Raw genomic sequence first — 24,069 nt, 5'->3', positions numbered from 1 at the left:
GTGCTGGACCGCGACCAGTCCACGCAGAGCCAGAGCTACACGCAGAGTCTGGCCGGTTCCCGCTACTTCATCGAGCAGCCGCCCATTGCCAGCGACGCCGAGCTGGACCGGCGCCTGCGCAGCGGCGAGCTGAGCCTGGCTGTGGAGATTCCGGCCGGCTTCGGCCGCGACCTGCAGCGCGGCAGGGATGTGCAGATCGGCGCTTGGATCGACGGCGCGATGCCCATGCGCGCCGAGACCGTGTCGGGCTATGTGCAGGGCATCCACCAGTACTGGTTGGCCGAGCGGGCCGGCGGGGTGGTCTCGGGCCAGCCCGGCCTGCAGACGCGCTTTCGCTACAACCCGGACGTGAAGAGCATGCCGGCCATGGTGCCGGCCATCCTGCCCATGCTGCTGCTGATGCTGCCGGCCATGCTGACTGCGCTGGCCGTGGTGCGGGAGAAGGAGACCGGCGCCATCATCAACCTCTACGTCACGCCGGTCACGCGCAGCGAGTTCGTGCTCGGCAAGCAGCTGCCCTACGTGGCGCTGGCGATGCTGAACTTCCTGCTGATGACGGGGATGGCGGTGGCCGTGTTCGGCGTGCCCCTCACGGGCAGCTTCCCGCTGCTGGCCCTGGCGGCGCTGATCTTCAGCTTCTGCGCCACCGGCATGGGGCTGCTGGCCTCCAGCGTCACCCGCAGCCAGATCGCCGCGATGTTCTTCGCGATGATCGGCACCATGATCCCCGCCACGCAGTACGCAGGCATGATCGACCCGGTGTCGTCACTGCAGGGCGCGGCACGCTGGGTCGGCGAGATCTACCCGGCCTCGCACATGATCACGATCAGCCGCGGCGTGTTCAACAAGGCGCTGGGCTTCGCCGACCTCGGCTCGGCGCTGTGGCCCATGCTGGCGGCCGTGCCGGTGATCATCGGCACGGCCGTTCTGCTGCTCAGGAAGCAGGAGCACTGACATGCGCCAGACCCTGATCAACGTCTACCGTCTGGGCGTCAAGGAGCTGTGGAGCCTTTGGCGCGACCCCATGATGCTGGTGCTGATCGCCTATGTATTCACGCTGGGCGTTTACAGCGCCGCCCGGGCCATGCCCGAGACGCTGAACAAGGCCGTCATCGCCATCGTCGACGAGGACCGCTCGCCGCTGTCGCAGCGCATCGCCTCGGCCTTCTACGCGCCGCAGTTCGCGCCGCCACGGATGATCGACTGGTCGCAGATGGACGCCGGCATGGACGCGGGCGACTACACCTTCGTGCTGGTGATCCCGCGCAACTTCCAGCGCGACCTGCTGGCCGGCCGCGCACCCCAGGCCCAGCTCAACGTCGACGCCACGCGCATGAGCCAGGCTTTCAGCGGCAGCGGCTACGTGCAGCAGATCGTCATGGGGGAGGTCACAGAGTTCGCGCAGCGCTACCGCGGCGCGGCCACGCCGCCGGTGGAGCTGGCACTGCGCACGCGCTTCAATCCGGCGCTCGACAAGAGCTGGTTCGGCAGCCTGGTGCAAGTCATCAACCACATCACCATGCTGTCCATCGTCCTGGCCGGTGCGGCCCTGATCCGCGAGCGCGAGCATGGCACCATCGAGCACCTGCTGGTGATGCCGGTCACGCCGGCCGAGATCATGCTGGCCAAGGTCTGGTCCATGGGGCTGGTGGTGCTGCTGGCGGGGTGGTTCTCGATCACCGTGGTGGTGCAGGGCCTGCTGCACGTTCCGGTGGCCGGCTCGCTGCCGCTGTTCTTCACCGGCGCGGCGCTGTGCCTGTTCGCGACCACGTCCATGGGCATCTACATGGCGACGCTGGCCCGCAACATGCCGCAGTTCGGCATGCTGATGATGCTGACCATCATGCCGCTGGAGCTGCTGTCGGGTGGCAGCACGCCGCGTGAGAGCATGCCCGAGCTGGTGCAGACCATCATGCTGGCCGCACCCACCACGCACTTCGTGCAGCTGGGCCAGGCCATCCTGTTCCGCGGCGCGGGGCTGGAGGTGGTGTGGCCGCAGTTCGCGGCGCTTGGGGCGATTGGCGCGGCGTTGTTCGCGCTGTCGCTGCAGCGCTTTCGCAAGACCATCGCGCAGATGGCTTGAGGCCTGAATCCCATGGAAAGGAACGTCCCGTGACCGAGGCCCCCGCGCTGCAGATGCTGCGCAACCACACCTTCGACGAAATCGCGGTGGGCGACAGCGCCAGCCTCGAGCGCCAGCTCACGCAGGAGGACATCCAGCTTTTCGCGGTGATGTCCGGCGACGTCAACCCCGCCCACCTGGATGCCGAGTACGCCGCGGCCACTCAGTTCCATGGGGTAATCGCCCACGGTATGTGGGGAGGCGCGCTGATCTCGGCGCTGCTGGGCACGCAGTTGCCGGGACCGGGCACCGTGTACCTGGGTCAGACACTGCACTTTCGTGCCCCCGTGCGCGTGGGCGACCGCCTGACCGTCACGGTGACCGTCAGCGCCAAGGACGAGGCCCGGCGCCGCGTCACGCTGGCCTGCTGCTGCGTGAATCAGGACGGCCAGGCCGTCATCGACGGGGAGGCCAGCGTGCTGGCACCCACGGAGAAGATCGAACGTCCTGCCACCATGCTGCCCGAGGTGCGACTGCGCACCGACGGCGGCCTGCGCCGGCTGCTGCAGCATGTTCAGCCGATCGGTCCCATCCGCGTGGCCGTCGTGCATCCCTGCGACGTGCTCAGCCTCGCGGGCGCGCTCGACGCGCGCGCAGCCGGCCTGATCGTGCCGCTGCTGGTGGGGCCGCGCGCCCGGCTGGAGGCCGTGGCGCTCGAGGCCGGCCTGAACCTGGCGGGTGTCGAGATCGAGGATGTGCCGCACAGCCACGCCGCCGCCGAGCGGGCCGCCGAGCTGGCGGGCCAGGGCGAAGTACAGGCGCTGATGAAGGGCAGCCTGCACACCGACGAGCTGGTCAGCGCCGTGCTGGCGCCCGCCGCGGGGCTGCGCACCAAGCGCCGGCTGTCGCACTGCTTCCTGATGCAGACGCCGGCATACCCGCGCCCCTTCATCATCACGGACGCAGCCATCAACATCGCGCCCACGCTGGAGCACAAGGCCGACATCGTGCGCAACGCCGTGACGCTCGCGCATGCCATCGGCGTGGCCGAGCCGCGCGTGGCCATCCTGGCCGCCGTCGAGACGGTGAACCCCGCCATGCCAGCCACGCTGGATGCCGCCGCGCTGTGCAAGATGGCGGAGCGCGGGCAGATCGCCGGCGCCGTGCTGGACGGACCGCTGGCCTTTGACAACGCCGTGTCGGCCGCCGCCGCGCGTGTCAAGGGCATCACCTCGCCGGTCGCCGGCCAGGCCGACGTGCTGGTCGTGCCCGACCTGGAGAGCGGCAACATGCTCGCCAAACAGCTGGAGTACATGGGCGACGCTGCCACCGCCGGCATCGTGCTCGGCGCCAAGCTGCCCATCGTGCTGACCAGCCGCGCCGACAGCCGCGAGACGCGCATCGCCTCCTGCGCCATCGCCGTGCTGCTGGCCCATCACTTCCGGAGCAATCCGCCATGAGCGCCTTCATCGTCGTGCTGAACTGCGGCTCCTCGAGCATCAAGTTCGGCCTGTTCGACGCGGCGGGGGAGGCGCGCCAGCCAGTCTGGAACGGCAAGGTGCAGGGCATCGGCGGCGACCATCCGGACTTCGGCGCCAGCACGGTGCCGGTGCGGCCGGTGGAGCTCGGCCACGGGCATCCCTATGCCGCGGCGCTGCAGATCATCCGTGACGAGGTACAGCGGTGGCTGGACGGCCGCCCGGTTGCCGCCGTCGCGCATCGCGTGGTGCACGGCGGCGCGCGGCACTTCGATCCGGTGCGGGTGGATGCACCGCTGCTGGCCGAGCTGCGTGCGCTGGTGCCGCTGGCGCCGCTGCATCAGCCCTTCGCGCTGGAGGCCATCGAGATCCTGCTGCGGGAGCGGCCCGACCTGCCGCAGATTGCCTGCTTCGACACTGGCTTCCACCACACGGTGCCGCTGGTCGAGCAGGTGCTGCCGCTGCCCTATTCGGCCTACCAGCGCGGCCTGCGTCGCTACGGCTTCCACGGCCTGTCCTACGAGTACATGGCGGCGGCCCTGCCAGAGCGCCATGGCGCTCTGGCGCACCAGCGCTGCATCGTCGCCCACCTCGGCTCCGGCGCCAGCCTGTGCGCGATGCAGGACCTGCAGAGCGTCGCCACCACCATGGGCTTCTCGGCGCTGGACGGCTTGATGATGGGCACGCGCACCGGCGCCATCGACCCCGGCGCCCTGCTCTATCTGATGGAGATCGAGAAGCGGTCGCTGGCCGAGATCGGCGAGCTGCTGTACCGGCAATCGGGGCTGCTCGGCGTTTCGGGCCTGTCGTCCGAGCCGCGCCGCCTCGTCACGCATGAGGGAGACGCGGGCGAGACTGGTGAGCGCGCCCGGCTGGCGCTGGACCTGTACGTGCGCCGCATCGTGCGCGAAATCGGTGCGTTGACTGCGGTGCTTGGTGGGCTGGACCTGCTGGTCTTCACCGCCGGCGTCGGCGAGCACTGCGCCTTCATCCGCACGCGCGTCTGCGCCGGCCTGGCCTGGCTGGGCCTGCAGCTGGACGAGACGGCCAACGCAGCCGACGCGGCCGTGATCTCGTCGGGCGTCAGTGCCGTGCGCGTCGGCGTCGAGCCCACCAACGAGGAATGGATCGCCGCGCGCCATGCGGGGCGCCTGCTGCGGGAGGACGGGGCATGCTCAGGCTGATCCTGCAGCGCCTGCCCGAAGTGCTACGCGCCATCGCGCCGCTGGTGGGCGTCGTCTGCGCCCTCCAGCTCTTGCTGGTCCACGCGCCGCTGGCATTGTTCCTGCAGTTCCTGCTGGGCTCGGCACTGGTCGTTGCGGGCATGGTGCTGCTGTTCGTCGGCATCGACCTGGGCGTGCTGCCCATGGGCCGCTTCATCGGCGCCGAGCTGCCGCGCCGGCGCTCGCTGTGGCTGATCGTCGCCGTGGCCTTCGGGCTGGGCTTCGTGGTCACCATCGCCGAGCCCGACGTGCTGATCCTGGCTGAGCAGGTCCAGCAGGCCACGGACGGCGCCCTGCCCGGGCGGCCGCTGAGCTATGCCATCGCCGCGGGCGTGGGGCTGTTCGCCGCGCTGGCGCTGCTGCGCATCGTCGTCGGCGTGCCGTTCAAGTGGCTGCTGGCGGGCACCTACGGGTTGATGCTGCTGCTGTCCTGGTGGGCACCGCCGGGCTTCGTGCCGCTGGCCTACGACGCCGGCAGCGTCACCACCGGCGTCCTCACGGCGCCGGTGCTGCTGGCCCTGGCGCTGGGCCTGTCATCGGTGCTGGCCGGCCGCTCGGCGCAGGCCGACGGCTTCGGCCTGCTGGGCCTGGCCTCGGCCGGGCCGGTGGTCGTCATCTTGCTGCTGAGCCTGGGGCAGGGCTGATGGACGTCGCGCTGAGCTTCGCCCTCATTGGCGACACCGCCACCAGCGTGCTGCTGGCGGTGCTGCCGCTGGCACTCTTCTTCCTCGTCTTCCAGGTCTTCGTGCTGAAGCTACCGGGCGACGAGGTCAAGCGCATCCTCATCGGTACGGCGCTCGCTGCAGCCGGCCTGTTCCTCTTCCTTCTGGGTGTCAGCATCGCCTTCCTGCCCTACGGGCGTGCCGTCGGCGTGGCGTTGGGCGCGTTGCAGTCGCCCTGGCCGGTGGTGGCCATCGGCTTTCTGCTGGGTTTCGTCACGACCTGGGGCGAGCCGGCGGTGCGCATCCTGGCCACCGAGGTGGAGGAGGCGTCCAGCGGCGCCATCCGCCGCAGCTGGGTGCTGGTGTCTGTGTGCATCGGCGTCGCCATCGCCGTGGGCGCGGGCATGTTCCGGGTGGGACGTGACCTGCCGCTGCTTTACCTGCTGCTGCCCGGCTATCTGCTGGTCGTGGCGATCATGATCGTCAGCCGGAACGACTTCGTCGCCATCGCCGCCGATGCCGGCGGCGTCGCCACCGGTCCGCTGGCCAACAGCTTCCTGCTGGCCCTGGCACTGGGCGCCGCGGCCGCCACCGACGGGGCCGACCCGCTGGTCGAGGGCCTCGGCCTGGTGTCGCTGATTGCGCTGGCGCCCATGGTCTCGCTCACGTCGCTGGGCTTGTTGATCCGTTTCAAAGAGCGGCGCTATCCGCGCTGAATCACCATGACCGAACCCACCATGTCCCTCATCGTCAGCATCGTTCGCAAGGGCTGGGGCAGTCTGGCGCTGAAGGCGTCGGTGGAAGCCGGCGCGCGCGGCGGCACGGTGCTGGCGGCTCGTGGCGCCGGCATCAACGAGCACGAGAAGATCTTCGGCGTGGCCATCGAGCCCGAGAAGGAGGTGCTGCTGACGCTGGTGCCCGCTGACCGCGCGCCGGCCATCCTCGACGCCATCGTCCAGGCGGCCGAGCTGGACGCGACTGGCCGCGGCATCGCCTTCGTGGTGCCGGTCGACCGCGTCGCCGGCATCGCTCATTTCATGAACGCGCTCGGCGGCTGATCGAGGAAGTCGCCATGCAGGGCACCCAGGATCCGACCCTCCAGCCGTCGCTGCTCGACGGCGCCGCCGTTGCCGCGGCGTTGGGCGTGGACCCGCAGCGCGGGCTGTCGCAGGCCGACGTGGCGCAGCGCCAGGCCCGCCATGGCCGCAACGAGCTGCGCGCCGCGCCGCCCGTGCCGACCTGGCGCCGGCTGCTGGACCAGCTGCGCGACCCGCTGGTGATGCTGCTGATTGCCGCCATCGGCATCTCGCTGCTGGCCTGGGTGATCGAGGGGCGCCACGGCTGGCCGGTGGATGCGCTGGTCATCCTCGTCATCGTGGGATTGAACGCCGTGCTGGGCCTGGTGCAAGAGGCGCGTGCCGAAAGCGCGGTGGCGGCACTCGCCCGCATCACGGCGGTCACGTCGGCGGTGCTGCGCGACGGCCAGACGCAGCGCGTTCCCAGCAGCGAGCTGGTGCCCGGGGACATCGTGCTGCTGGCTGAGGGCGACGCCGTCGGCGCGGACGCCCGGCTGCTGCAGGCAGCCGGGCTGCGAGTGCAGGAAGCCTCGCTGACCGGCGAGAGCGAGGCCGTGACCAAGGACCCCGCGCCGCTGGCCGCCGCCGCCGCGCTGGCGGAACAGGCCGGCATGGTCTTCAAGGGCACCTCGGTGGCCCAGGGCACCGGCCGGGCCGTCGTCACTGCCACCGGCATGGCCACGCAAGTGGGTTCCATCGCGACCATGCTGGAGGCCACGGCCGAGCCACTGTCGCCGCTGCAGCGCGAGATCGCGCGCGTCGGCCGCATGCTGGGCGTCGCGGTGGTCGTGATCGCGGTCATCGTCGTCGGCACGGTGCTGGTGCTGAACGACGTGCACGGCCTGGCCGACGTCGTGCAGGCCCTGCTTCTGGGCGTGTCGCTGGCGGTGGCCGCGGTGCCCGAGGGGTTGCCGGCCATCCTGTCGGTGGTGCTGGCGCTGGGCGTGCAGCGCATGGCGGGCCGCAAGGCCGTGGTGAAGAAGCTGTCCTCGGTGGAGACGCTGGGCTCGGCCTCGGTGATCTGCTCCGACAAGACCGGCACGCTGACGCGCTCGGAGATGACCATCCAGCGCCTGGCCACGGCCTCCGGCCTGGCGCAGGTCAGCGGCGTGGGCTATGCGCCCGAGGGCCGCATAGAGACTGTGGACGGTGGCCCGGCTGCGGACGCGATGCACGCCGAGCACCTCGTGATGCTCGGCGGTGGCAGTCTGGCCAGCAATGCCGACCTGCGCGAGGTGGAGCCGGGGCTGTGGGAGATCCAGGGCGACCCGACCGAGGCGGCTTTCCTGGTGGCAGAGCGCAAGCTCGGCGGCCACGAGCGCCGCAGCCGGCGCTTCGACCGCGTGCGCGAGCTGCCTTTCACGTCCGAGCGCAAGATGATGTCCAGCATCGAGATCGACCACGAGCAGGGCGATGCGCGGGTGCTGGTCTGCAAGGGGGCGCCGGACGTGCTGCTGTCACGTTGCACCCATTACCGAGAGGGCTTGGCGGCGCTGCCGCTGGACGCGGCCGCACGGGCCCGCATCCTGGCCGACGTGGACCGCCTGTCCGACGACGCCATGCGCACGCTGGCCGTGGCCTACCGGCCGCTGGCCGCGGGGGAGGCCCAGGACGAGCGGCTCACGGCCGAGGCGCTGGAGCAGGGACTGGTCTTCGTCGGGACCGTGGGCATCATCGACCCGCCGCGCGAGGAGGCTGCCGTTGCCATCGCCGAGGCGCGGCGCGCGGGCATCCGCGTCGTCATGATCACCGGCGACCATCCCCGCACCGCCGCACGCATCGGCGCGGACCTGGGCCTGGTGGCGCGCGGCGCCACGGCGGTGTCCGGCGCGCAGCTGGACGCCATGGACGAGCGCGCGCTGGCGCAGGCGGTGCGCACCCACTCGGTGTTCGCGCGCGTGGCGCCGGTGCACAAGCTGCGCATCGTCGACGCGCTGCAGGCCCAGGGCCATGTCGTCGCGATGACGGGCGATGGCGTCAACGACGCCCCGGCGCTGAAGGCTGCGGACATCGGCGTGGCCATGGGCGTCACGGGCACCGAGGTGACCAAGCAGGCGGCCAAGATGATCCTGGCGGACGACAACTTCGCCACCATCGTCGACGCGGTGCGCGAGGGCCGTGCGATCTTCGACAACATCCGCAAGTTCCTGCGCTACCTGCTGTCCTCCAACATGGGCGAAGTGCTGACGGTGTTCCTCGGTGTCGTCGGCGCGGGCGTCATCGGCCTGCAGTCGGGTGTCGGCGAGGGCATGGTGCTGCCGCTGCTCGCCACACAGATCCTGTGGATCAACCTGATCACGGACTCCACGCCCGCGCTGGCGATGGGCGTGGACCCGACCACCGAGGACGTGATGGCCCGCAAGCCGCGCCGGGCCGACGAGCGCGTCATCGACGCGGCGATGTGGCTGGGCGTCATGGAGGTGGGCATCGTCATGGCCCTGGTCACGCTGCTGACCCTCGACCTCTACCTGCCGGGCGGCCTGATCGAAGGCCATCACGGCCTGGACAACGCCCGCACGGCCGGCTTCACCACGCTGGTCCTGGCGCAGCTGTTCAATGCGCTCAACGCCCGCTCGGCCTCGACCAGCGCGTTCCACGGCGTGTTCGCCAACCGCTGGCTCTGGGGTGCCATTGCGCTGTCGGTGCTGCTGCAGGTGGCGGTGGTGAACGTCCCGCTGCTGAACGTCGCGTTTGGCACTGTGCCGCTGAGCCTCGACCAATGGGGTGTCTGCGTCGCGATGGCCAGCCTGGTGCTGTGGGTCACCGAGCTGCGCAAGCGACTGACGAGACGGCGCCGGTGACGGCGCCCGACGGCCTTCGGGTGGCGCGGCCGGCGGCCTGAATCTCTCGGGGGGCGGCCGCCGACCCGTTGGCAGCACCCCCTAGATCGCATCCCGCACCCCGGAGCCCGCACTTCGTCTCCTTGTTCCCCGCCCGGACGGCGAGCCTCCCTAAGATGAAGCCATGAACACCCTGGCCCATCCCTCCGGCAGCCGCCGCAGCAGCAATGCGCGGATGTGGCTGGCCTATGCCGGCGGCTGTGCACTGGCTTGGTGCCTGTTTGTGCTGGCCGGCAGCGAATTCGACCGCGGCCTGGACCCCTTCTGGCTGGCCGTCTACCAGGCGACCACCATGCTGTGGGCGCCCATGCTGCTGGGCGTCGCCGTGTGGCCGGTGGCGCGCCGCCTTCATGCCTCGGACAGCGGTCCGGCCGCGACGGCGCTGGCGCACGTCATGGCGGCCATCAGCTTCGCGGCGCTGTGGCAGGCCGGGGAGTTCGCTGTCAACGCCGCGCTGTTCGGTACCGACCATGCCGGCGCCGTGCTGCTGGCCGGCCTGCTGTGGCGCTCTGTCTGGGGCATCGTCGTCTACGCCACCATCGCCACGGCCTTCACGGCCGTGCTGCAGGCGCGCGCGGCGCGCGCGGCTGCCGTGGCCACGGCCCAGGCCGAGAGCGCGCTGGCCAAGGCCGAGTTGTCGGCGATCAGCGGCAAGCTGAACCCGCATTTCCTGTTCAACACGCTGAACTCGCTGATCGCGCTGACCCGCAAGGACCCCGCCGGCGCCGAGGCGGCGCTGCTGAAATTCGCCTCCATGCTGCGCTACGTGCTGGACACCAAGCGTGGCGCCGAGGACCGCGTGATGCTGTCCGACGAGATCGACTTCCTGCGCGACTACCTGGCCCTGGAGGCCCTGCGTCTGGGCACGCGGCTGCGCGTGGACTGGGATCTGGAGGAGCGCGTGATGGCCGATGAACTGCCGCCGCTGACGCTGCAGCCGCTGGTTGAGAACTCGATCCTGCACGCCGTGGCGCCGCGCAAGGGCGGTGGCCGCGTGACGATCAGCGCGCGCCGCAACGCGCTCAACCACGGTCTGGACCTGGCCGTGGCGGATGACGGCCCGGGCTGCGAGCCCGAGGCGCTGGAGCCCAAGCCCGGCCAGCGCCGCGGGGTGGGCCTGGCGGCGCTGAAGAAGCGCTTCTCGCTGGACTACGACGGCCAGGCGCGACTGCGCATCCACACGGCCCCTGGCGCGGGGTTCCGCGTCGATCTCTTCATTCCCCAGACATGAGCACCACCACCGTACTGATCGCAGAAGACGAACCCCTGGCCGCCGAGGCGCTCGCCGACTGGGTCAAGGCCACCCCGGGGCTGCGCCTGGTGGCGGTCTGCGAGGACGGCGAGGATGCGCTGGCGCAGATCCGCGCCCTCAAGCCCGGCCTGGTGCTGACCGACATCCAGATGCCCGGCCTGACCGGCCTTCAGGTTGTGCAGGCGCTGCAGGGCGATGCCCACCAGCCGCGCATCATCTTCACGACGGCCTACGACCAGCATGCGCTGACGGCCTTCGAGCTCCACGCGGTGGATTACCTGCTCAAGCCCTTCTCCCGCGAGCGCTTCGACGAGGCCGTGCGTCACGCGCTGCGCGAGGCCGGGCCCAGCGCGGCCGAGGTGGCCCAGGCCCTGGGCGCGCCCGCCGACGCGCCGCTGACCCGCCTGCTGGTGCGCGACCAGGGCAAGATCTTTCCGCTGCAGGTGGATGCCATCGAGTGCCTGCGCTCGGACAACAAGTACACGGCCATCACCAGCAAGGGCCGCAGCTTCCTGGTGCGCCTGCCCATCGCCGACTTCGAGGCGAGGCTGGATGCCAACCGCTTCCTGCGCCTGCAGCGGGGCTGCATCGTCAACCTGGACTTCGTGGAGAGCATGACGCCAGACGAGAACTCGCAGCTCGTCGTGCAGCTGCGCGACGGCACGCGCATCACTGCGAACCGCGAGGTGTCCAAGATGCTGAGGGAGCAGTCGCTGTGATCAAGTCCATCCGATCCCGCACGCTGGTCGCGCTGCTGCTGGCCGCGGGCCTGGCCCAGGCCCAACCCAATCCGCAGCCCCATCCCCAGCCGAACCCGCACCTGCCGTCGGCGGCTGTGGCCCCGGCCGCCTCTCCCGCGCCGCCGGCCCCGCCGGCGCCCCCAGCGTTCCCCGCGGAGCCCGGTCGCATCTACACGCCCGGCACCTTCGACCGCCTGGAGTTTGCCGGCGCGGCCCGCGTCCTGTTGGTGCAGGGCGAGCGCGACCAGGTCTTCGTCGCCGGTGATGCCGACGTCCAGAAGACCGTGGACGTGGAGCTTCAGGGCAAGCAGCTCGTCATCCGCCCGGCTGGCGGCTGGAAGTTCTGGCACACGAACAAGCTGTTCGTGCAGGTGGAGGTGCGCAACCTGAGGTCGCTGTCGCTGTCCGGTGCGAGCGACCTGCATGCCCCCGGCCCGCTGAAGGCCGAGCAGCTGCGCCTGAGCATCAGCGGCGCGGGCCAGGCGAGGCTGGACCAGCTGGACGCTCGCCAGCTCAGCTTCGTCATCTCCGGCGCGGGCGACGGCCAGATCGGCGGCCGCGTGGACGACATGGTTTTGCAGATCTCCGGCAAGGGCAAGGTGGTCGCCGACCGGCTCCAGGCCCAGCGGGCGCGCGTGAGCGTCAGCGGTATCGGCAACGTGGTCGTGTGGGTCACCGACGACCTGACGGCCAACATCTCCGGCGTCGGCTCGGTGGACTACTTCGGCAGCCCCAACGTGCAGCGCTCCGTGTCCGGCATGGGCTCGATCAGCGCCAAGGGCGACAAGCGGCCGCAGCAACCCTAGCGCGACGGCGCCACGGCACCATTCCCAAGAAACACGGCCGGGATGTCCCGCGGCGGTGCCTAAACTCCGCGGCACTGAGCGGAGGATCTCCATGGTTGCGTGGCAGAAGGCCATCTTGGGCCTGGTCGGAGCGGGTGTGGTGGCGGGCGCGGGCTGGTGGGCCTGGCAACGCAATGCCGGCCCGGGCCTGCCCAGCAGCGCCGAAATCGGCGGTGAGCAGGCTGCGTTTGCGCTGATGGACTGCAAGCCGCGCCTGCTGGACGGCTCACCGGCCATCGCCCTCAGCTTCACGCAGCCCCTGGACCCGCGCCAGGACTTCGGCGCGCTGGTCACGGCGCTGGAGGGCGCCGCACCGACCAAGTCTGAGAGTGACGGCAAGACCACGCCGGCGCCCGACGCCAGCTTCAAGCCCCTGGCCGCGCGCTGGGTGCTGGGTGACAACCCGCGCGTGCTGTACCTGCCGTTCGCGACGCCGGACCGCAGCTTCCGCATGGCGCTCAAGCCCGACCTGGCTGCGCGCTCCGGCGCCAAGCTGGCCACGGCACAGGGTTGCGAGGCCGTCAGCGAAGCCATGCCTGACAGTTACTACTTCGCCAGCCGGGGCCTGGTGCTGCCGGCCGGCCAGAACGGCGGCCTGCCGGTCGTCACCATCAACACGCCCGAAGTGGACGTGCAGTTCCTGCGCATCAAGCCGGCGTCCTTGCCGGCCTTCCTGGAGCAGGTGGGCGGGCGGCGCGAGCGCGGCACGGCCAGCGGTGAGGAAGACGGCGAGGGCGGCTATTACCACGACGGCTACGGCGACAACCAGCGCCGCTTGAAGGGCACGGTCGGCGGCTGGATGCTGGACGAGCTGCGCGCGATGAGCGACAGCGTCTACATCGGCCGCTTCACGACCGATTCGCGGCCCAACCGCCGCAACGTCAGCTTCCTGCCGGTGGAAGGCATCAAGGAGCTGCAGGAGCCCGGCATCTACGTGGCTGTCATGAACCAGCCCGGCCGTTTCGGCTGGGACTACCAGGTCACGCACTACTACGTCACCGATATCGGCCTGCACCTGCGCCGGCATGCTGCGCAGCTCGACGTGTTCGCCACGTCGCTCAAGAGCGGCGAGGCGCTCTCGGGCATCGAGCTGAGCTTGGTCGACGAGGCCGGCAAGGCGCTCGCGCAGGCGCAGACCGACGGTGACGGTCACGCGGTGTTCACCGGCGCCGATGGCAAGCTGGGAGACAAGGCGCGCGCCGTGCTGGCGCGCCGCGGCGGCAAGGAGATGTCGCTGCTGTCGCTGCGCGACGCGGCGCTGGACCTCAGCGAGTTCGACGCGACGGGGCATCCGTCGCGCAGCAACAAACTCTTCGTTTACGCGGGCCGCGACCTGTACCGGCCCGGCGAGACTTTCCAGGTCTCGGTGCTGGCGCGCGATGCCGATGGCAAGCAGCTTCCCAAGCCCATGCCGCTCACGCTGACGGTCAAGAAGCCCGACGGCAGCAAGCTCGTCGAGCAGTTGGTGCAGCCTGGCAAGGCGGGCTCGGGCTACTACCAGCAGGCCATCACACTGCCCGCCGACGCACCCACCGGTGGCTGGGTCGTGCAGGCCCGCGTCGACCCCGGCGCGAGGCAGCCGGACACGCAGTGGGCGTTCAAGGTCGAGGAGTTCCTGCCCGAGCGCATGAAGCTCGCGCTGGCGGCCCCCGAGGTGACATTGACGGGCGATGCCGGTGTGACCGTGCAGGTGCAGGGTGACTACCTCTACGGCGCGCCGGCCGCCGGCAACCGGCTGCAGGCCAGCGCCTTCTCCGAGAGGCTTGTGATGCCGTTGCCGGCCAAACTGCCCGGCTTCGTGTTCGGCGACCTGGCGGACGACAAGGCCAGGAACCGGCAGGACCTGCCCGAGCAGGAGCTGGACGCTGAAGGCAAGGCCAGCGTGGCCATCGCCACCGCGTTTGGCGAGCGCAAGTCGCCGATGAAACTGCGGGCCGCCTTCAGCCTGCTGGAGTCGGGGGGGCGACCGGTCGTGCGTACGCTGGAGCGCGCGTGGTGGCCCGCACCGGTGCTCATCGGCGCGCGGCCGCTGTTCGACCGCAACGTGGCGCCCGAGAATGGCCTGGCCGAGTTCGAGCTGGCGCGCGTCGACGCGAGCGGCGCGTTCAAGGCGGCCAAGGAGGTGCAGCTCAAGCTCGTCTACGAGGAGCGTCAGTGGTACTGGCGTTATGACGAGGGCCGCGGCTGGAACTCCGGCTTCAACGTCAACGAGGAACTGGTCGAGGCGCGCAGCCTGGCGTTGACGGCCCGCACGAAGATCGCGCTGCCGGTGCGTTGGGGCCGCTACCGCCTGGAGGTGACCGACCCCGAGACCGGCCTGGCCCTGCGCTACGGCTTCTATGCCGGCTACGGCGCGCAGGATGCCGACGACATCGGCAACCGGCCTGACCGCGTGCAGCTCAAGCTGCAGGGTGCTCCGTTCAAGCCGGGCGACGTTGCCAGGTTGTCCATCAAGCCCCCGCACGACGGCGAGGCCATCGTCACGGTCGAGGGCGACCGCGTGCTGTGGAGCAAGCGGATCGGGGTCAAGGCAAGTGGCACCGAGCTGTCCATCCCGGTCTCGGCGGACGCGAGCTGGGCGAGGCACGATCTCTACGTCACCGTCGCCGCGTTCCGCCCCGGGAGCCAGGGCGACCGCGTGACGCCGGCGCGTGCGCTGGGCCTGGTGCACTTGCCGCTGAACCGCGAGGATCGCAAGGCCAAGGTGGCGCTGACGGTGCCAGCCAAGACGCAACCGTCCGTGCCGTTGCCCATCACCGTGAAGGCGCCGCAACTGGCCGGCAAGCCGGCCATCGTCACCGTCAGCGCCGTGGATGTGGGCATCCTGAGCATCACCAACTTCAAGACGCCCGACCCGCAGGACTTCTTCTTCGGCAAGCACCGCTACGGCGCCGACATGCTGGACCTGTACGGCCGCCTCATCGAGAAGATGGAGGGCAACGTCGCCAAGCAGCGCTTCGGCGGCGACGCCGGCAAGCGCGACACGCAGAGCATGCCCCGCAAGGTCCTGCTGGTGGACCTGTTCAGCGGGCCCCTGCAGCTGGACGCCAAGGGCGAGGCCACCGTGAACCTGAAGCTGCCGGACTTCAACGGCACCCTGCGCGTGATGGCCGTCGTCAGCAGCGCGGACAGCTACGGTTCGGCGCAGGCCGACACCGTCGTCGCCGCCCCGCTGGTCGCGGAGCTGAACATGCCGCGCTTCGTGTCGCCCGGCGACAAGGCCACGATCGCACTGGACGTCACCAACCTCAGTGGCGCCGCGCAAGACGTGAAGGTGGCCGTGACGGCAACCGGTCCGGTGAAGATCAGCGGCAGCGCCGACACGATCCGGCTCAACGACAAGCAGCGCCAGATCCTGCGCTTCCAGGGCGAAGCGCTGGATGCCTGGGGGCTGGCGGCCATCACCGTGAAAGTCAGCGCCGGCGCGCTGAACCTGACGCGCGAAGCTGCGCTGCAGGTGCAGCCCGCCACGCCGTTGACGCGTGAGAGCCGCCGCATCCGCCTGGAGCCCGGCGCCACGCAGGCGCTGGACAGGGCGCAGCTGGACGCCTACTGGAGCGGTTCGGCCAGTGTCTCCCTGAGCGTCTCCAACACACCGCCCATCGACATCAAGGACCAGGTGCAGGGTCTGCTGATGTACCCCTACGGCTGCCTGGAGCAGACGACGTCCAGCGCCTATCCGCTGGTTTTCATCGACGACGAGGCGGCCAAGCGCTGGGGCCTGAAGCCGGTGCCGCGCGAGGAGCGTGCGAAGCGCCTGGATGTCGCCTTCGCGCGCCTGGCCGGCATGCAGCAGCCCAAGGGCGGCTACGGCCTGTGGGCTGCGGGCGGCGCGTACGAAGGCTGGCTGAGCGCCTACGTGACCGGCTTCCTGCAGGACGCTCGCGATGCGGGCTTCGCCGTGCCCGAGGCGCAGTTGAAGCGCTCGCTGGACAACCTGCTGGAGCAGTTCCAGCGCGCCCCCGCGCAGCAGACCCAGCCTGCCAAGGAGCCCAGGCGCGACGACAAGGGTCGCATCGCGGACTGGCGCGACGCCGAGACGCTGCGCCTCGCGCACCAGCGCTTCGCCGAGGCGGCGCATGCCGGCTACATCCTCGCCCGCGAGCAGAAGGCGCCCCTGGCCACGCTGCGCACGCTGCACGACCAGTACCGCAGCCATGCGCTGTCACCGCTGCCGCTGGTGCAGCTCAGCCTGGCGCTGAAACTGATGGGTGACGAGAAGCGCGCCAGGGTGGCGCTGGACGATGCGATGGCGCGCGGCTATGGCTACCAGCCGGACGATCCGAACAACTATTGGGGTCAATGGCTGGGTGACTATGGCAGCAAGGTGCGCGACCGCGCGCTGGCCTACGCGCTGCTGCTGCGCCACAAGGTGTCGCACGACAAGCGCGAGAACCTGCTGTTCGACTTGTCGGACGACTTCGGCCGTCGCAACTATTACTCCACGCAGGAGCGCCTGGCGCTGTTCCTGGCAGTGCACGCCGCCACCCAAGGCGCGGGCCAGGACGACGCGTGGAAGACGACGCTGAGCGTCGGCGCCAAGGCGGACGCGTGGACCGGCCGCGGCTTGGGCCAGCAGGGTTTCGAGCTGGCGCAGTTGAAGTCCGGCATCGCGTTGAAGAACGAGGGCAGCACGCCGCTCTACCTTGACGTGACGGCCCAGGGCTACCCGGTCAAGCCGCTGGCACCGGCGAGCGACCGCATCTCCGTGGAGCGGGCGATGTTCACGACGGACGGCAAGCCCGTGACGACGCGCCAGTTCACGACGGGCGAGATGTTTGTCGTGCGCCTGCGCGTGAAGGCCAGCCAGAACATCAAGGACGGCCTCGTCGTGGACCGCATCCCGGCCGGCTTCGAGATCGAGAACCTGAATCTCAGCCAGGGGCCGCAGGCCGGCGAGTTCACGGTGGACGGCGTCAACGTCGCGCAGGCCAATGCGAATGACCGTATCGTCCACACGGAATACCGCGACGACCGCTTCGTCGCCGCGGCGCAGCTCGGCCAGCCGCTGGACATGTTCTATCTCGTCCGCGTCGTCACGCCCGGCAGGTACGTGGTGCCGGCGACGTTCGCGGAGGACATGTACCGGCCGGAGATCCGCGGCATCGGCAAGGGGGAAGCCGAGATCACCGTGGTGGACAAGAAATAGGCCGATGCTGCGATCTCAATTCATCAACGTGAAAGTCACCCGTGGGCAGGCGGTGGGACCGGCGGTGTCGGTGGGCGGCCACACCACCGCGCTGTCGAACGCTCTGGCCCAGGCGAGAACGTCGATAGGTGCCTCCAACGCAGTCGCGCGGTGTTTGAGACATCGGCTGAAGCAGCTGGGGCAGGGTGGCTGGTGTCGGCGCAAGCCCTGGACCTGGGGCCCTCCGATCCCGTCGCAGGACGGCGGTTACGCGTCCGTGGAATGCCGGGTGTTCCGTGAAGCCATGCGGGAAGCAGGCTTCCAACCGGTGTTACTGCTGGCCTCGCGAGAGCCTTCCCTGGGCGACACACAGCCCGCGGGGGTGAAACGGGAGCTGGGCAAAACGGTTCTCTCTTCTGATGAACGAATGCTGCCGTGCGCAAAGATCTCCTACTGCCATTGACCTTGATGGTGGCGGCCACCATCGCCTACGCCGCCCCGCTGCCCCAAGTCGCGCGCGCCGAAGTCGACGCGCTGCTGACCCGCTTGCAAACCTCGGGTTGCGAGTTCAATCGCAATGGCACTTGGTATCCGGGCGTCGAAGCAAGGGCCCACTTGCAGAAGAAGCTGGACTATCTGGAAGGCAAGGGCATGGTGCAGACCGCCGAGCAGTTCATCGACCGCGGCGCGTCCTCCAGCAGCATGAGCGGCAAGCCCTACCTGGTCCGTTGCACCGGCAAGGCGCCGGTGGAGAGTGCGCATTGGCTGAAGTCGGAACTGCAGCAGGTGCGGGCGGCGCCGGCGGCATCCGGCCCCCATTCACCTAGACTCTGACCTGTCTGGTCAGAATTCGGAGTTGCCCGTGCAGTCCTGGCAAATGCAGGCCGCCAACGCCAACGCCAACGCCAAGGTGTCCGAGCTCGTGGGGCAGGCGCAGGCCGACCGCTACCGGCCATCGACAGCCTGCACGCTGCCACTGCGGTGGAACACGGCTTGATCCACGTCACGCGCAATGTTCGCGATGTGGGGGGCTGTCCGGGCTCCCGGTGCTGAATCCCTGGGATGCGCCGGCCTGACACCCCCTCGCGGTGGCGCCGATTCGAGCTCGGCCTCGCTGCGCTGCTGCTCGCCATCCTGGCCCTCGATCTCGCCTTTCCCCTTCCCACGCCCGCGGCCGACTCGTCCACGCTGACCGTCCTCGCCGCCGACGGCAGCCCGCTGCGCGCCTGGCCCGGTGACGACGGCGCGCAGCGCCACCCGACGACGCCCGAGGCCGTCTCGGCCAACTACACCGAGGCCCTGCTGCATTACGAGGACCGCTGGTTCCGCTGGCATCCGGGCGTGAACCCGATCGCCATCGTGCGGGCCGCCTGGCAGTGGGTGCGGCACGGACGCATCGTGTCGGGCGGATCCACGCTGACGATGCAGGTCGCGCGCCTGGTGGACGACAAGGCCGCCGGGCGCAGCGTGCCAGCCAAGCTGCGCCAGATCGCCCGTGCGCTGCAGCTGGAGCTGCATTGCAGCAAGCACGAGATCCTGGCCCTGTACCTGAACCTCGCACCCATGGGCGGACCGCTGGAGGGCATGGAGACGGCGAGTCGCGCCTATCTCGGCAAGGGTGCGGCGGACCTGTCCAAGGCCGAAGCGGCGTTGCTCGTCGCGCTGCCGCAGTCGCCGACGCGGCTGCGGCCGGATCGCGCTGTGCAGGCCGCGCAGGTGGCGCGCGACAAGGTACTGACGCGCATGCAGACGCTGGGCGTCTGGAGCGCCGCCGACGTGGCCGACGCGAAGCTGGAGCGCGTCTTCGCGCCGCCGCTGCGCGCGCGCTGGCTGGCACCGCTGGCGGCCGAGCGCGTGCGCCAGCAGGCGCGCCGCGACGGCCGCGTCGAAGCCGTCATCCAGACGACGCTGGACGCCGGCCTTCAGTCGCGACTGGAACAACTGCTGACCGACCGGCTCAACAGCCTGCCCGATGCCGTGTCGCTGGCCGCACTGGTGGTGGACAACCGGTCGCTTGAGGTGCGTGGCTATGTCGGCTCGGCGGACTTCACCGACGCGCGCCGCGGCGCGCATGTGGACATGGTGCGCGCCCGGCGCTCGCCGGGCTCCACGCTGAAGCCCTTCCTCTACGGCATGGCGCTGGATGAGGGGCTCATCCACTCGGAGAGCCTGCTCATCGACGCGCCGCAGAACTTCGGCGGCTACGCGCCAGGCAACTTCCAGGCGGACTTCTCCGGCCCGGTCAGTGTGGCCGAGGCGTTGCAGCGCTCGCTGAACGTGCCGGCCGTGGACCTGCTGGAGCGCCTGGGCCCCGAGCGCTTCGCTGGCCGGCTGCGCCATGCGGGCGTGAAGCTGCGCATGCCCGCCAATGCTGCGCCCAACCTCAGCCTCATCCTCGGCGGCGGCAGCACGACGCTGGAGGAGCTGGTCGGCGCCTACACGGCGCTGGCCCGTGGCGGCGTCGCGGGGCGACCGCGGCTGACGGTCGGCGACCCGCTGAAGGAGTCGCGGGTGATGAGCGATGGCGCGGCCTTCATCGTGCGCGAGATCCTGGAGAACGGCGGTCGGCCCGGCAGCCCGTTTCGCGAGAGCGGCCAGCGCGTCGCCTGGAAGACCGGCACCAGCTTCGGCTTTCGCGACGCCTGGGCGCTGGGCGTGACGGACCGCTACACCTTTGGGGTCTGGATCGGCCGGCCCGATGGCACGCCCAACCCCGGCCACTTCGGTGCCAACTCGGCGGCACCGCTGCTGCGCGACCTGGCCGCCGCGCTGGGGCCCGATGGCATGTCGAATCAGGCCCGCCAGCAGCTCGCGCCGCGGCGCCGGCCCGACAGCGTCGCTGCCGTGCCCATCTGCTGGCCGCTGGGCGGCGCCGAGGCTGCCACGCCGCCCGAACAATGCCTGCAGCGCCGCACCGCCTGGACGCTGGATGGTGCCGTGCCACCCACGTTGCCCGACCGGCTGCGCCCGCAGCCGCTGCTGGAGCCGGTCTGGGTGGCGGCGGGCCAACGCGTGCGCCCCGACTGCGCGCCCGAGGCCGAACGTGTCGAGGCGGTGCGCTGGCCGGCGCTGCTGGGGCCGTTCCTGGATGCCGAGCAACGCCATCCGCTGGAGCGCCTGCCGTGGCGGGCCGACTGCGCACCGCGCGAGCCGCTGGCGAACCGGCTGCGCGTCGTGGGCCTGGAGCCCGGCACGGTGCTGCGTCCCGCGCCGGGCCGGCATGACGTCGTGCTGAAGCTGCAGGCCATCGGCGCTCAGCAGGGCCTGACCTGGCTGCTGGACGGTCAGTGGGTGGCCGCCAGCGCCACGGCCGGGGCCGCGCAGACCCTGCAGGTGGCCCACGTTGGCGAGCACCGGCTCACGGTGATGGATGGCTTGGGGCGCTGGGCGCGCGTCGAATTCCGGCTTGCCGCGCCATAGCGTCCAATACGGCCATGGACACCTTGCAAGCCCTGGAACAGCGCATCACCGACCTGGAGATCAAGGCCAGCTTTGCCGAAGACACCGTGGAGCAGCTCAACCAGGTCGTCGTGCGTCAGCAGGCGCAGATCGACCGCCTGGTGCGCGAACTGGTGGAGCTGCGCGACCGCACCGCGTCGGCGGCCGAACCCGGCGGCGCGCGCAGCCTGCGCGACGAGCTGCCGCCGCACTACTGACGCCCGACGGCAGCTTCACGGCTCGCCGTCCCAGTACTCCAGCCCCGCCTCGCGGCGCTGCAGCAGCCGCAGGCCAGGTGCAAAGCTGCCGACCTTGCCGGAGTCCGGGTAGACGCAGATTTCCGGCTCCTTCTGCGTGCTGATGGACAGGTAGTGCAGCGGCGCGTCCGAGGTGTTGATGATGTGGTGCGGGTAGTCCGGCCCCGCCGGGATGGTGATGACGTCGCCGGCCCGGATAGGCAGCAGTTCGCCGGCCACGCGCAGCGTGCCTTCCCCCTGGAGGACGATGAACATCTCCTCCTCGGCGTAGTGGAAGTGGTAGGGGCAGCTCTGCCGGCCGGGGGCGACGATGTCGAAGCTGGCGCCCATCTGCCGGGCGGCGGTGCCCTTCGTCATCGAGGCGGTCTCGCTGTCGTAGCGCGGCGCGCGCTGGAAGCGCTCACGCGGCGCGTCGTTGAAGTTGCGGATCAAGCGTTCGCGCAATTCGGCGGATGTGGGCATGGAAGGGCTCCTGGGACAATGGCGGCTGAATGAATCCGCCCGCGCATCTTCCAAGTCCCACCGACGACCTGCAATCCGCCGCCCACCAGGTCCTGTCAGCAGTCTTCGGCTACACCGCGTTTCGCGGCCAGCAGGCCGACATCGTCGAGCAGGTGGCCGCCGGCGGCGACGCCCTTGTGCTGATGCCCACGGGCGGGGGCAAGAGCCTGTGCTACCAGGTGCCGGCCATCTTGCGCCACCAGCGCCAGCAGGGCGTGGCCATCGTCGTGAGCCCGCTGATCGCGCTGATGCACGACCAGGTCGGCGCGCTCGAGGAAGCCGGCGTGCATGCCAACTTCCTGAATTCAAGCCTGACCGGCGAGGAGGCGAGTCGCATCGAGCGCGAGATGATGAGCGGGCGGCTGACGCTGCTCTACGCCGCGCCCGAGCGCATCACGACGCCGCGCTTCCTCGCCCAGCTGACCTCGCTGCACGAGCGCGGCCTGCTGTCGATGTTCGCCATCGACGAGGCCCACTGCGTCAGCCAGTGGGGCCACGATTTCCGCTCGGAGTACCTGCAGCTCAGCCTGCTGCACGAACGCTTCCCCGACGTGCCGCGCATCGCGCTGACCGCCACAGCGGACGAACTGACCCGCGCCGACATCATCGAGCGGCTGCAGCTGCAGGACGCGCGCGTCTTCATCAGCAGCTTCGACCGGCCCAACATCCGCTACCTCATCGTCGAGAAGAACGGCTCGCCGCGCGAGCAGCTGCTGCGTTTCGTGCGCGACGAGCACGAGGGCGAGGCCGGTGTCGTCTACTGCCAGAGTCGCAAGAAGGTCGAGGAAACGGCGCAATGGCTGCAGAGCGAGGGCCTGAACGCGCTGCCTTACCACGCGGGCCTGGACGCCGACGTGCGCCGCCGACACCAGGACCGCTTCCTGCGCGAGGACGGCCTCATCATGGTGGCCACCATCGCCTTCGGCATGGGCATCGACAAGCCCGACGTGCGCTTCGTCGCCCACCTGGACCTGCCCAAGAACATCGAGGCCTATTACCAGGAGACCGGCCGCGCCGGCCGCGACGGCGCGCCGGCCGAGGCCTGGATGACTTACGGCCTGGCCGACGTCGTCAACCAGCGCCGCATGATCGACGAGAGCCCGGCCGACGAGACCTTCAAGCAGGGTCAGCGCGGCAAGCTCGACGCCCTGCTGGCCCTGGCCGAGGCGACGGACTGCCGTCGCGTGCGACTGCTGAACTACTTCGGCGAAGCCAGCCAGCCCTGCGGCAACTGCGACAACTGCCTGAACCCGCCGCAGACCTGGGACGCGACCGAAGCGGCCCGCAAGCTGCTCTCGTGCATCTACCGCTTCCACCAGCGGGGCGAGCGCTTCGGCGCCGGCCACCTCATCGACGTGCTGCGCGGCAAGGCGACGGACAAGACCCGCCAGTACGGTCATGAGTCTCTGTCCACCTGGGGCTGCGGCGCTGACCTGTCGGAACACCAGTGGCGCGCCGTGCTGCGCCAGCTCATCGCGCTGGGTCATGTCGCCACCGAGGGCGAGTTCAATACGCTGGCGCTCCAGGACAGCGCGCGTGCGGTGCTCAAGGGCGAGGTGGAGGTGAGGCTGCGCGAGGCCGAGGAGAAGAAGCCCCGGGTCAGGTCGGCGCGCGGTGGCGGGGCCAGACCCAAGGCCGATCCGGCGCTGGGCCTGGACGCCGAGGGCCACGAGCGCTTCGAGGCGCTGAAGGCCTGGCGCTCCGAAGTGGCCAAGGAGCATGGCCTGCCGGCCTATGTGATCTTCCAGAACACGACGCTGGCCGAGATGGCGCGTGTCGTGCCGGGTGATCTCGCCGAGCTCGGCGAGATCGGAGGCGTCGGGGCGAAGAAGCTCGAGGCCTACGGCCGCGAGATCCTTCGGGTGCTGGGGCGCTGACTCAGCAGACCGCCGGCGCCACGCAGGCGCTCGCGACCTGGGTGCCCGCATTGCGGCGACCCTCGACAACGACGCGGGGCAACTGGGCGATGCCCGGCTCCGGCGTGCTTGCGCCTTCGATGACCACGCGATCCAGCTTCACCACCTCGGCGGCCTCGGCGGGAACGGTGATGTTCATCCAGGCGGCGCCGGTCAGTGCGGTCATGGCGACCAGGGCGGCGGCGCTGACGGCTTGCAGGCGGCTGGTGCGGGCGGTGGTGGTGCTGATGCGGTTCATGGTGTTGTCCTCTCTGTGTCTGGCCGCCAGTGTGTTCCCGGAAGGAGGTGTGGACTAAGGGTTTGCGATAGGTTGCAGCTTTTCGCGGATGAAATGCAGCCGGCGCGGACGGACCATCGTCAAACCTGAGGGTCGTTTGCTGACGCCCCTGTCGGGCGGTGCCGGATACTTCCCCGTCAAATCCAGGGAGAGAAGGCATGGCACGCGGCAACGACGTCCAACTCGGCGGCATCACCGATCTGGTGCTGCTGGCAGACATCAAATCCGGCTTCGTCGACGCGCTCGAGGTCGTCACCTATGTGGATCGGCTGCGCAAGGTGCTGCGCACGCTCAACGGCCTGCGCCTGGGGTCGCGCGAGTCCAGCTCGCCGGCCTCGCCCTACACCGACATCGTCGCCCGCTGGCGCATCGTC

At 70.2% G+C, this 24,069-nt stretch carries 20 protein-coding genes; 18 read left to right on the top strand and 2 right to left on the bottom strand.

What is annotated here, in order from left to right:
• The 16 genes from VGF12_RS25770 to VGF12_RS25695 all read left to right on the top strand — a co-directional run.
• Window positions 1–954: ABC transporter permease (locus VGF12_RS25770; RefSeq protein ID WP_331178908.1), on the top strand; the 954-nt coding region annotated here is incomplete at its 5' end.
• Between the two features lies 1 nt (window position 955).
• Window positions 956–2,083, top strand: coding sequence for an ABC transporter permease (locus tag VGF12_RS25765; protein WP_331178907.1), 1,128 nt, complete (start codon window positions 956–958; stop codon window positions 2,081–2,083).
• 53 nt (window positions 2,084–2,136) lie between these two features.
• Window positions 2,137–3,522: a bifunctional enoyl-CoA hydratase/phosphate acetyltransferase gene (locus VGF12_RS25760; protein WP_331178909.1), complete on the top strand. Its 1,386-nt coding sequence runs from the start codon at window positions 2,137–2,139 to the stop codon at window positions 3,520–3,522.
• The gene (locus tag VGF12_RS25755) at window positions 3,519–4,724 is read left to right on the top strand and encodes an acetate/propionate family kinase (RefSeq protein WP_331178906.1); all 1,206 of its coding nucleotides are present in this window, start codon (window positions 3,519–3,521) and stop codon (window positions 4,722–4,724) included. The genes VGF12_RS25760 and VGF12_RS25755 overlap by 4 nt, the downstream gene beginning before the upstream one ends.
• Window positions 4,712–5,407, top strand: coding sequence for a DUF1538 domain-containing protein (locus tag VGF12_RS25750; RefSeq protein WP_331178905.1), 696 nt, complete (start codon window positions 4,712–4,714; stop codon window positions 5,405–5,407). The genes VGF12_RS25755 and VGF12_RS25750 overlap by 13 nt, the downstream gene beginning before the upstream one ends.
• Window positions 5,407–6,141 (top strand): DUF1538 domain-containing protein, encoded by a 735-nt coding sequence (locus VGF12_RS25745; protein WP_331178904.1) that lies wholly within the window; start codon window positions 5,407–5,409, stop codon window positions 6,139–6,141. Before VGF12_RS25750 ends, VGF12_RS25745 begins: the two co-directional genes overlap by 1 nt.
• A 21-nt stretch (window positions 6,142–6,162) precedes the next feature.
• The gene (locus tag VGF12_RS25740; RefSeq protein ID WP_331178903.1) at window positions 6,163–6,483 is read left to right on the top strand and encodes a P-II family nitrogen regulator; all 321 of its coding nucleotides are present in this window, start codon (window positions 6,163–6,165) and stop codon (window positions 6,481–6,483) included.
• A gap of 14 nt (window positions 6,484–6,497) precedes the next feature.
• Window positions 6,498–9,302 carry a cation-translocating P-type ATPase gene (locus VGF12_RS25735; protein WP_331178902.1) on the top strand — a complete coding sequence of 935 codons (2,805 nt, stop codon included), beginning with the start codon at window positions 6,498–6,500 and terminating at the stop codon, window positions 9,300–9,302.
• Window positions 9,303–9,465: 163 nt separating this feature from the next.
• A complete protein-coding gene (locus VGF12_RS25730; protein ID WP_331178901.1) occupies window positions 9,466–10,572 on the top strand; it encodes a sensor histidine kinase in 1,107 nt (368 codons plus the stop codon).
• Window positions 10,569–11,312, top strand: coding sequence for a LytTR family DNA-binding domain-containing protein (locus VGF12_RS25725; protein ID WP_331178900.1), 744 nt, complete (start codon window positions 10,569–10,571; stop codon window positions 11,310–11,312). Before VGF12_RS25730 ends, VGF12_RS25725 begins: the two co-directional genes overlap by 4 nt.
• The gene (locus tag VGF12_RS25720) at window positions 11,309–12,139 is read left to right on the top strand and encodes a head GIN domain-containing protein (protein ID WP_331178899.1); all 831 of its coding nucleotides are present in this window, start codon (window positions 11,309–11,311) and stop codon (window positions 12,137–12,139) included. The genes VGF12_RS25725 and VGF12_RS25720 overlap by 4 nt, the downstream gene beginning before the upstream one ends.
• Before the next feature lie 91 nt (window positions 12,140–12,230).
• Window positions 12,231–17,327 (top strand): alpha-2-macroglobulin, encoded by a 5,097-nt coding sequence (locus VGF12_RS25715; RefSeq protein WP_331178898.1) that lies wholly within the window; start codon window positions 12,231–12,233, stop codon window positions 17,325–17,327.
• Between the two features lie 414 nt (window positions 17,328–17,741).
• Window positions 17,742–18,140, top strand: coding sequence for a DUF5329 domain-containing protein (locus VGF12_RS25710; RefSeq protein WP_331178897.1), 399 nt, complete (start codon window positions 17,742–17,744; stop codon window positions 18,138–18,140).
• Window positions 18,141–18,168: 28 nt separating this feature from the next.
• The gene (locus tag VGF12_RS25705) at window positions 18,169–18,303 is read left to right on the top strand and encodes a hypothetical protein (protein ID WP_331178896.1); all 135 of its coding nucleotides are present in this window, start codon (window positions 18,169–18,171) and stop codon (window positions 18,301–18,303) included.
• Between the two features lie 65 nt (window positions 18,304–18,368).
• Complete coding sequence (pbpC, locus tag VGF12_RS25700; RefSeq protein WP_331178895.1) at window positions 18,369–20,726, top strand: penicillin-binding protein 1C; 2,358 nt, start codon at window positions 18,369–18,371, stop codon at window positions 20,724–20,726.
• A gap of 14 nt (window positions 20,727–20,740) precedes the next feature.
• A complete protein-coding gene (locus tag VGF12_RS25695; protein ID WP_331178894.1) occupies window positions 20,741–20,962 on the top strand; it encodes a SlyX family protein in 222 nt (73 codons plus the stop codon).
• Window positions 20,963–20,977: 15 nt separating this feature from the next.
• Here the strand turns inward: VGF12_RS25695 and VGF12_RS25690 are convergent, their stop codons facing one another.
• Window positions 20,978–21,463 (bottom strand): cupin domain-containing protein, encoded by a 486-nt coding sequence (locus VGF12_RS25690; protein WP_331178893.1) that lies wholly within the window; start codon window positions 21,461–21,463, stop codon window positions 20,978–20,980.
• Between the two features lie 29 nt (window positions 21,464–21,492).
• On the opposite strand from VGF12_RS25690, the gene recQ reads away from it, so the two are divergent.
• Complete coding sequence (gene recQ, locus VGF12_RS25685; protein WP_331178892.1) at window positions 21,493–23,379, top strand: DNA helicase RecQ; 1,887 nt, start codon at window positions 21,493–21,495, stop codon at window positions 23,377–23,379.
• A gap of 1 nt (window position 23,380) precedes the next feature.
• Here the strand turns inward: recQ and VGF12_RS25680 are convergent, their stop codons facing one another.
• Window positions 23,381–23,656: a hypothetical protein gene (locus tag VGF12_RS25680; protein WP_331178891.1), complete on the bottom strand. Its 276-nt coding sequence runs from the start codon at window positions 23,654–23,656 to the stop codon at window positions 23,381–23,383.
• 197 nt (window positions 23,657–23,853) lie between these two features.
• On the opposite strand from VGF12_RS25680, the gene VGF12_RS25675 reads away from it, so the two are divergent.
• A partial coding sequence (locus VGF12_RS25675; RefSeq protein WP_331178890.1) for a hypothetical protein occupies window positions 23,854–24,069 on the top strand: 216 nt, incomplete at its 3' end.

The sequence above is a fragment of the Roseateles sp. genome (assembly GCF_036404855.1).
Taxonomy (GTDB): domain Bacteria; phylum Pseudomonadota; class Gammaproteobacteria; order Burkholderiales; family Burkholderiaceae_C; genus Pelomonas.
The sequence above is the reverse complement of the archived record's forward strand: the minus strand, read 5'-3'. Positions and strand labels throughout refer to the sequence as shown.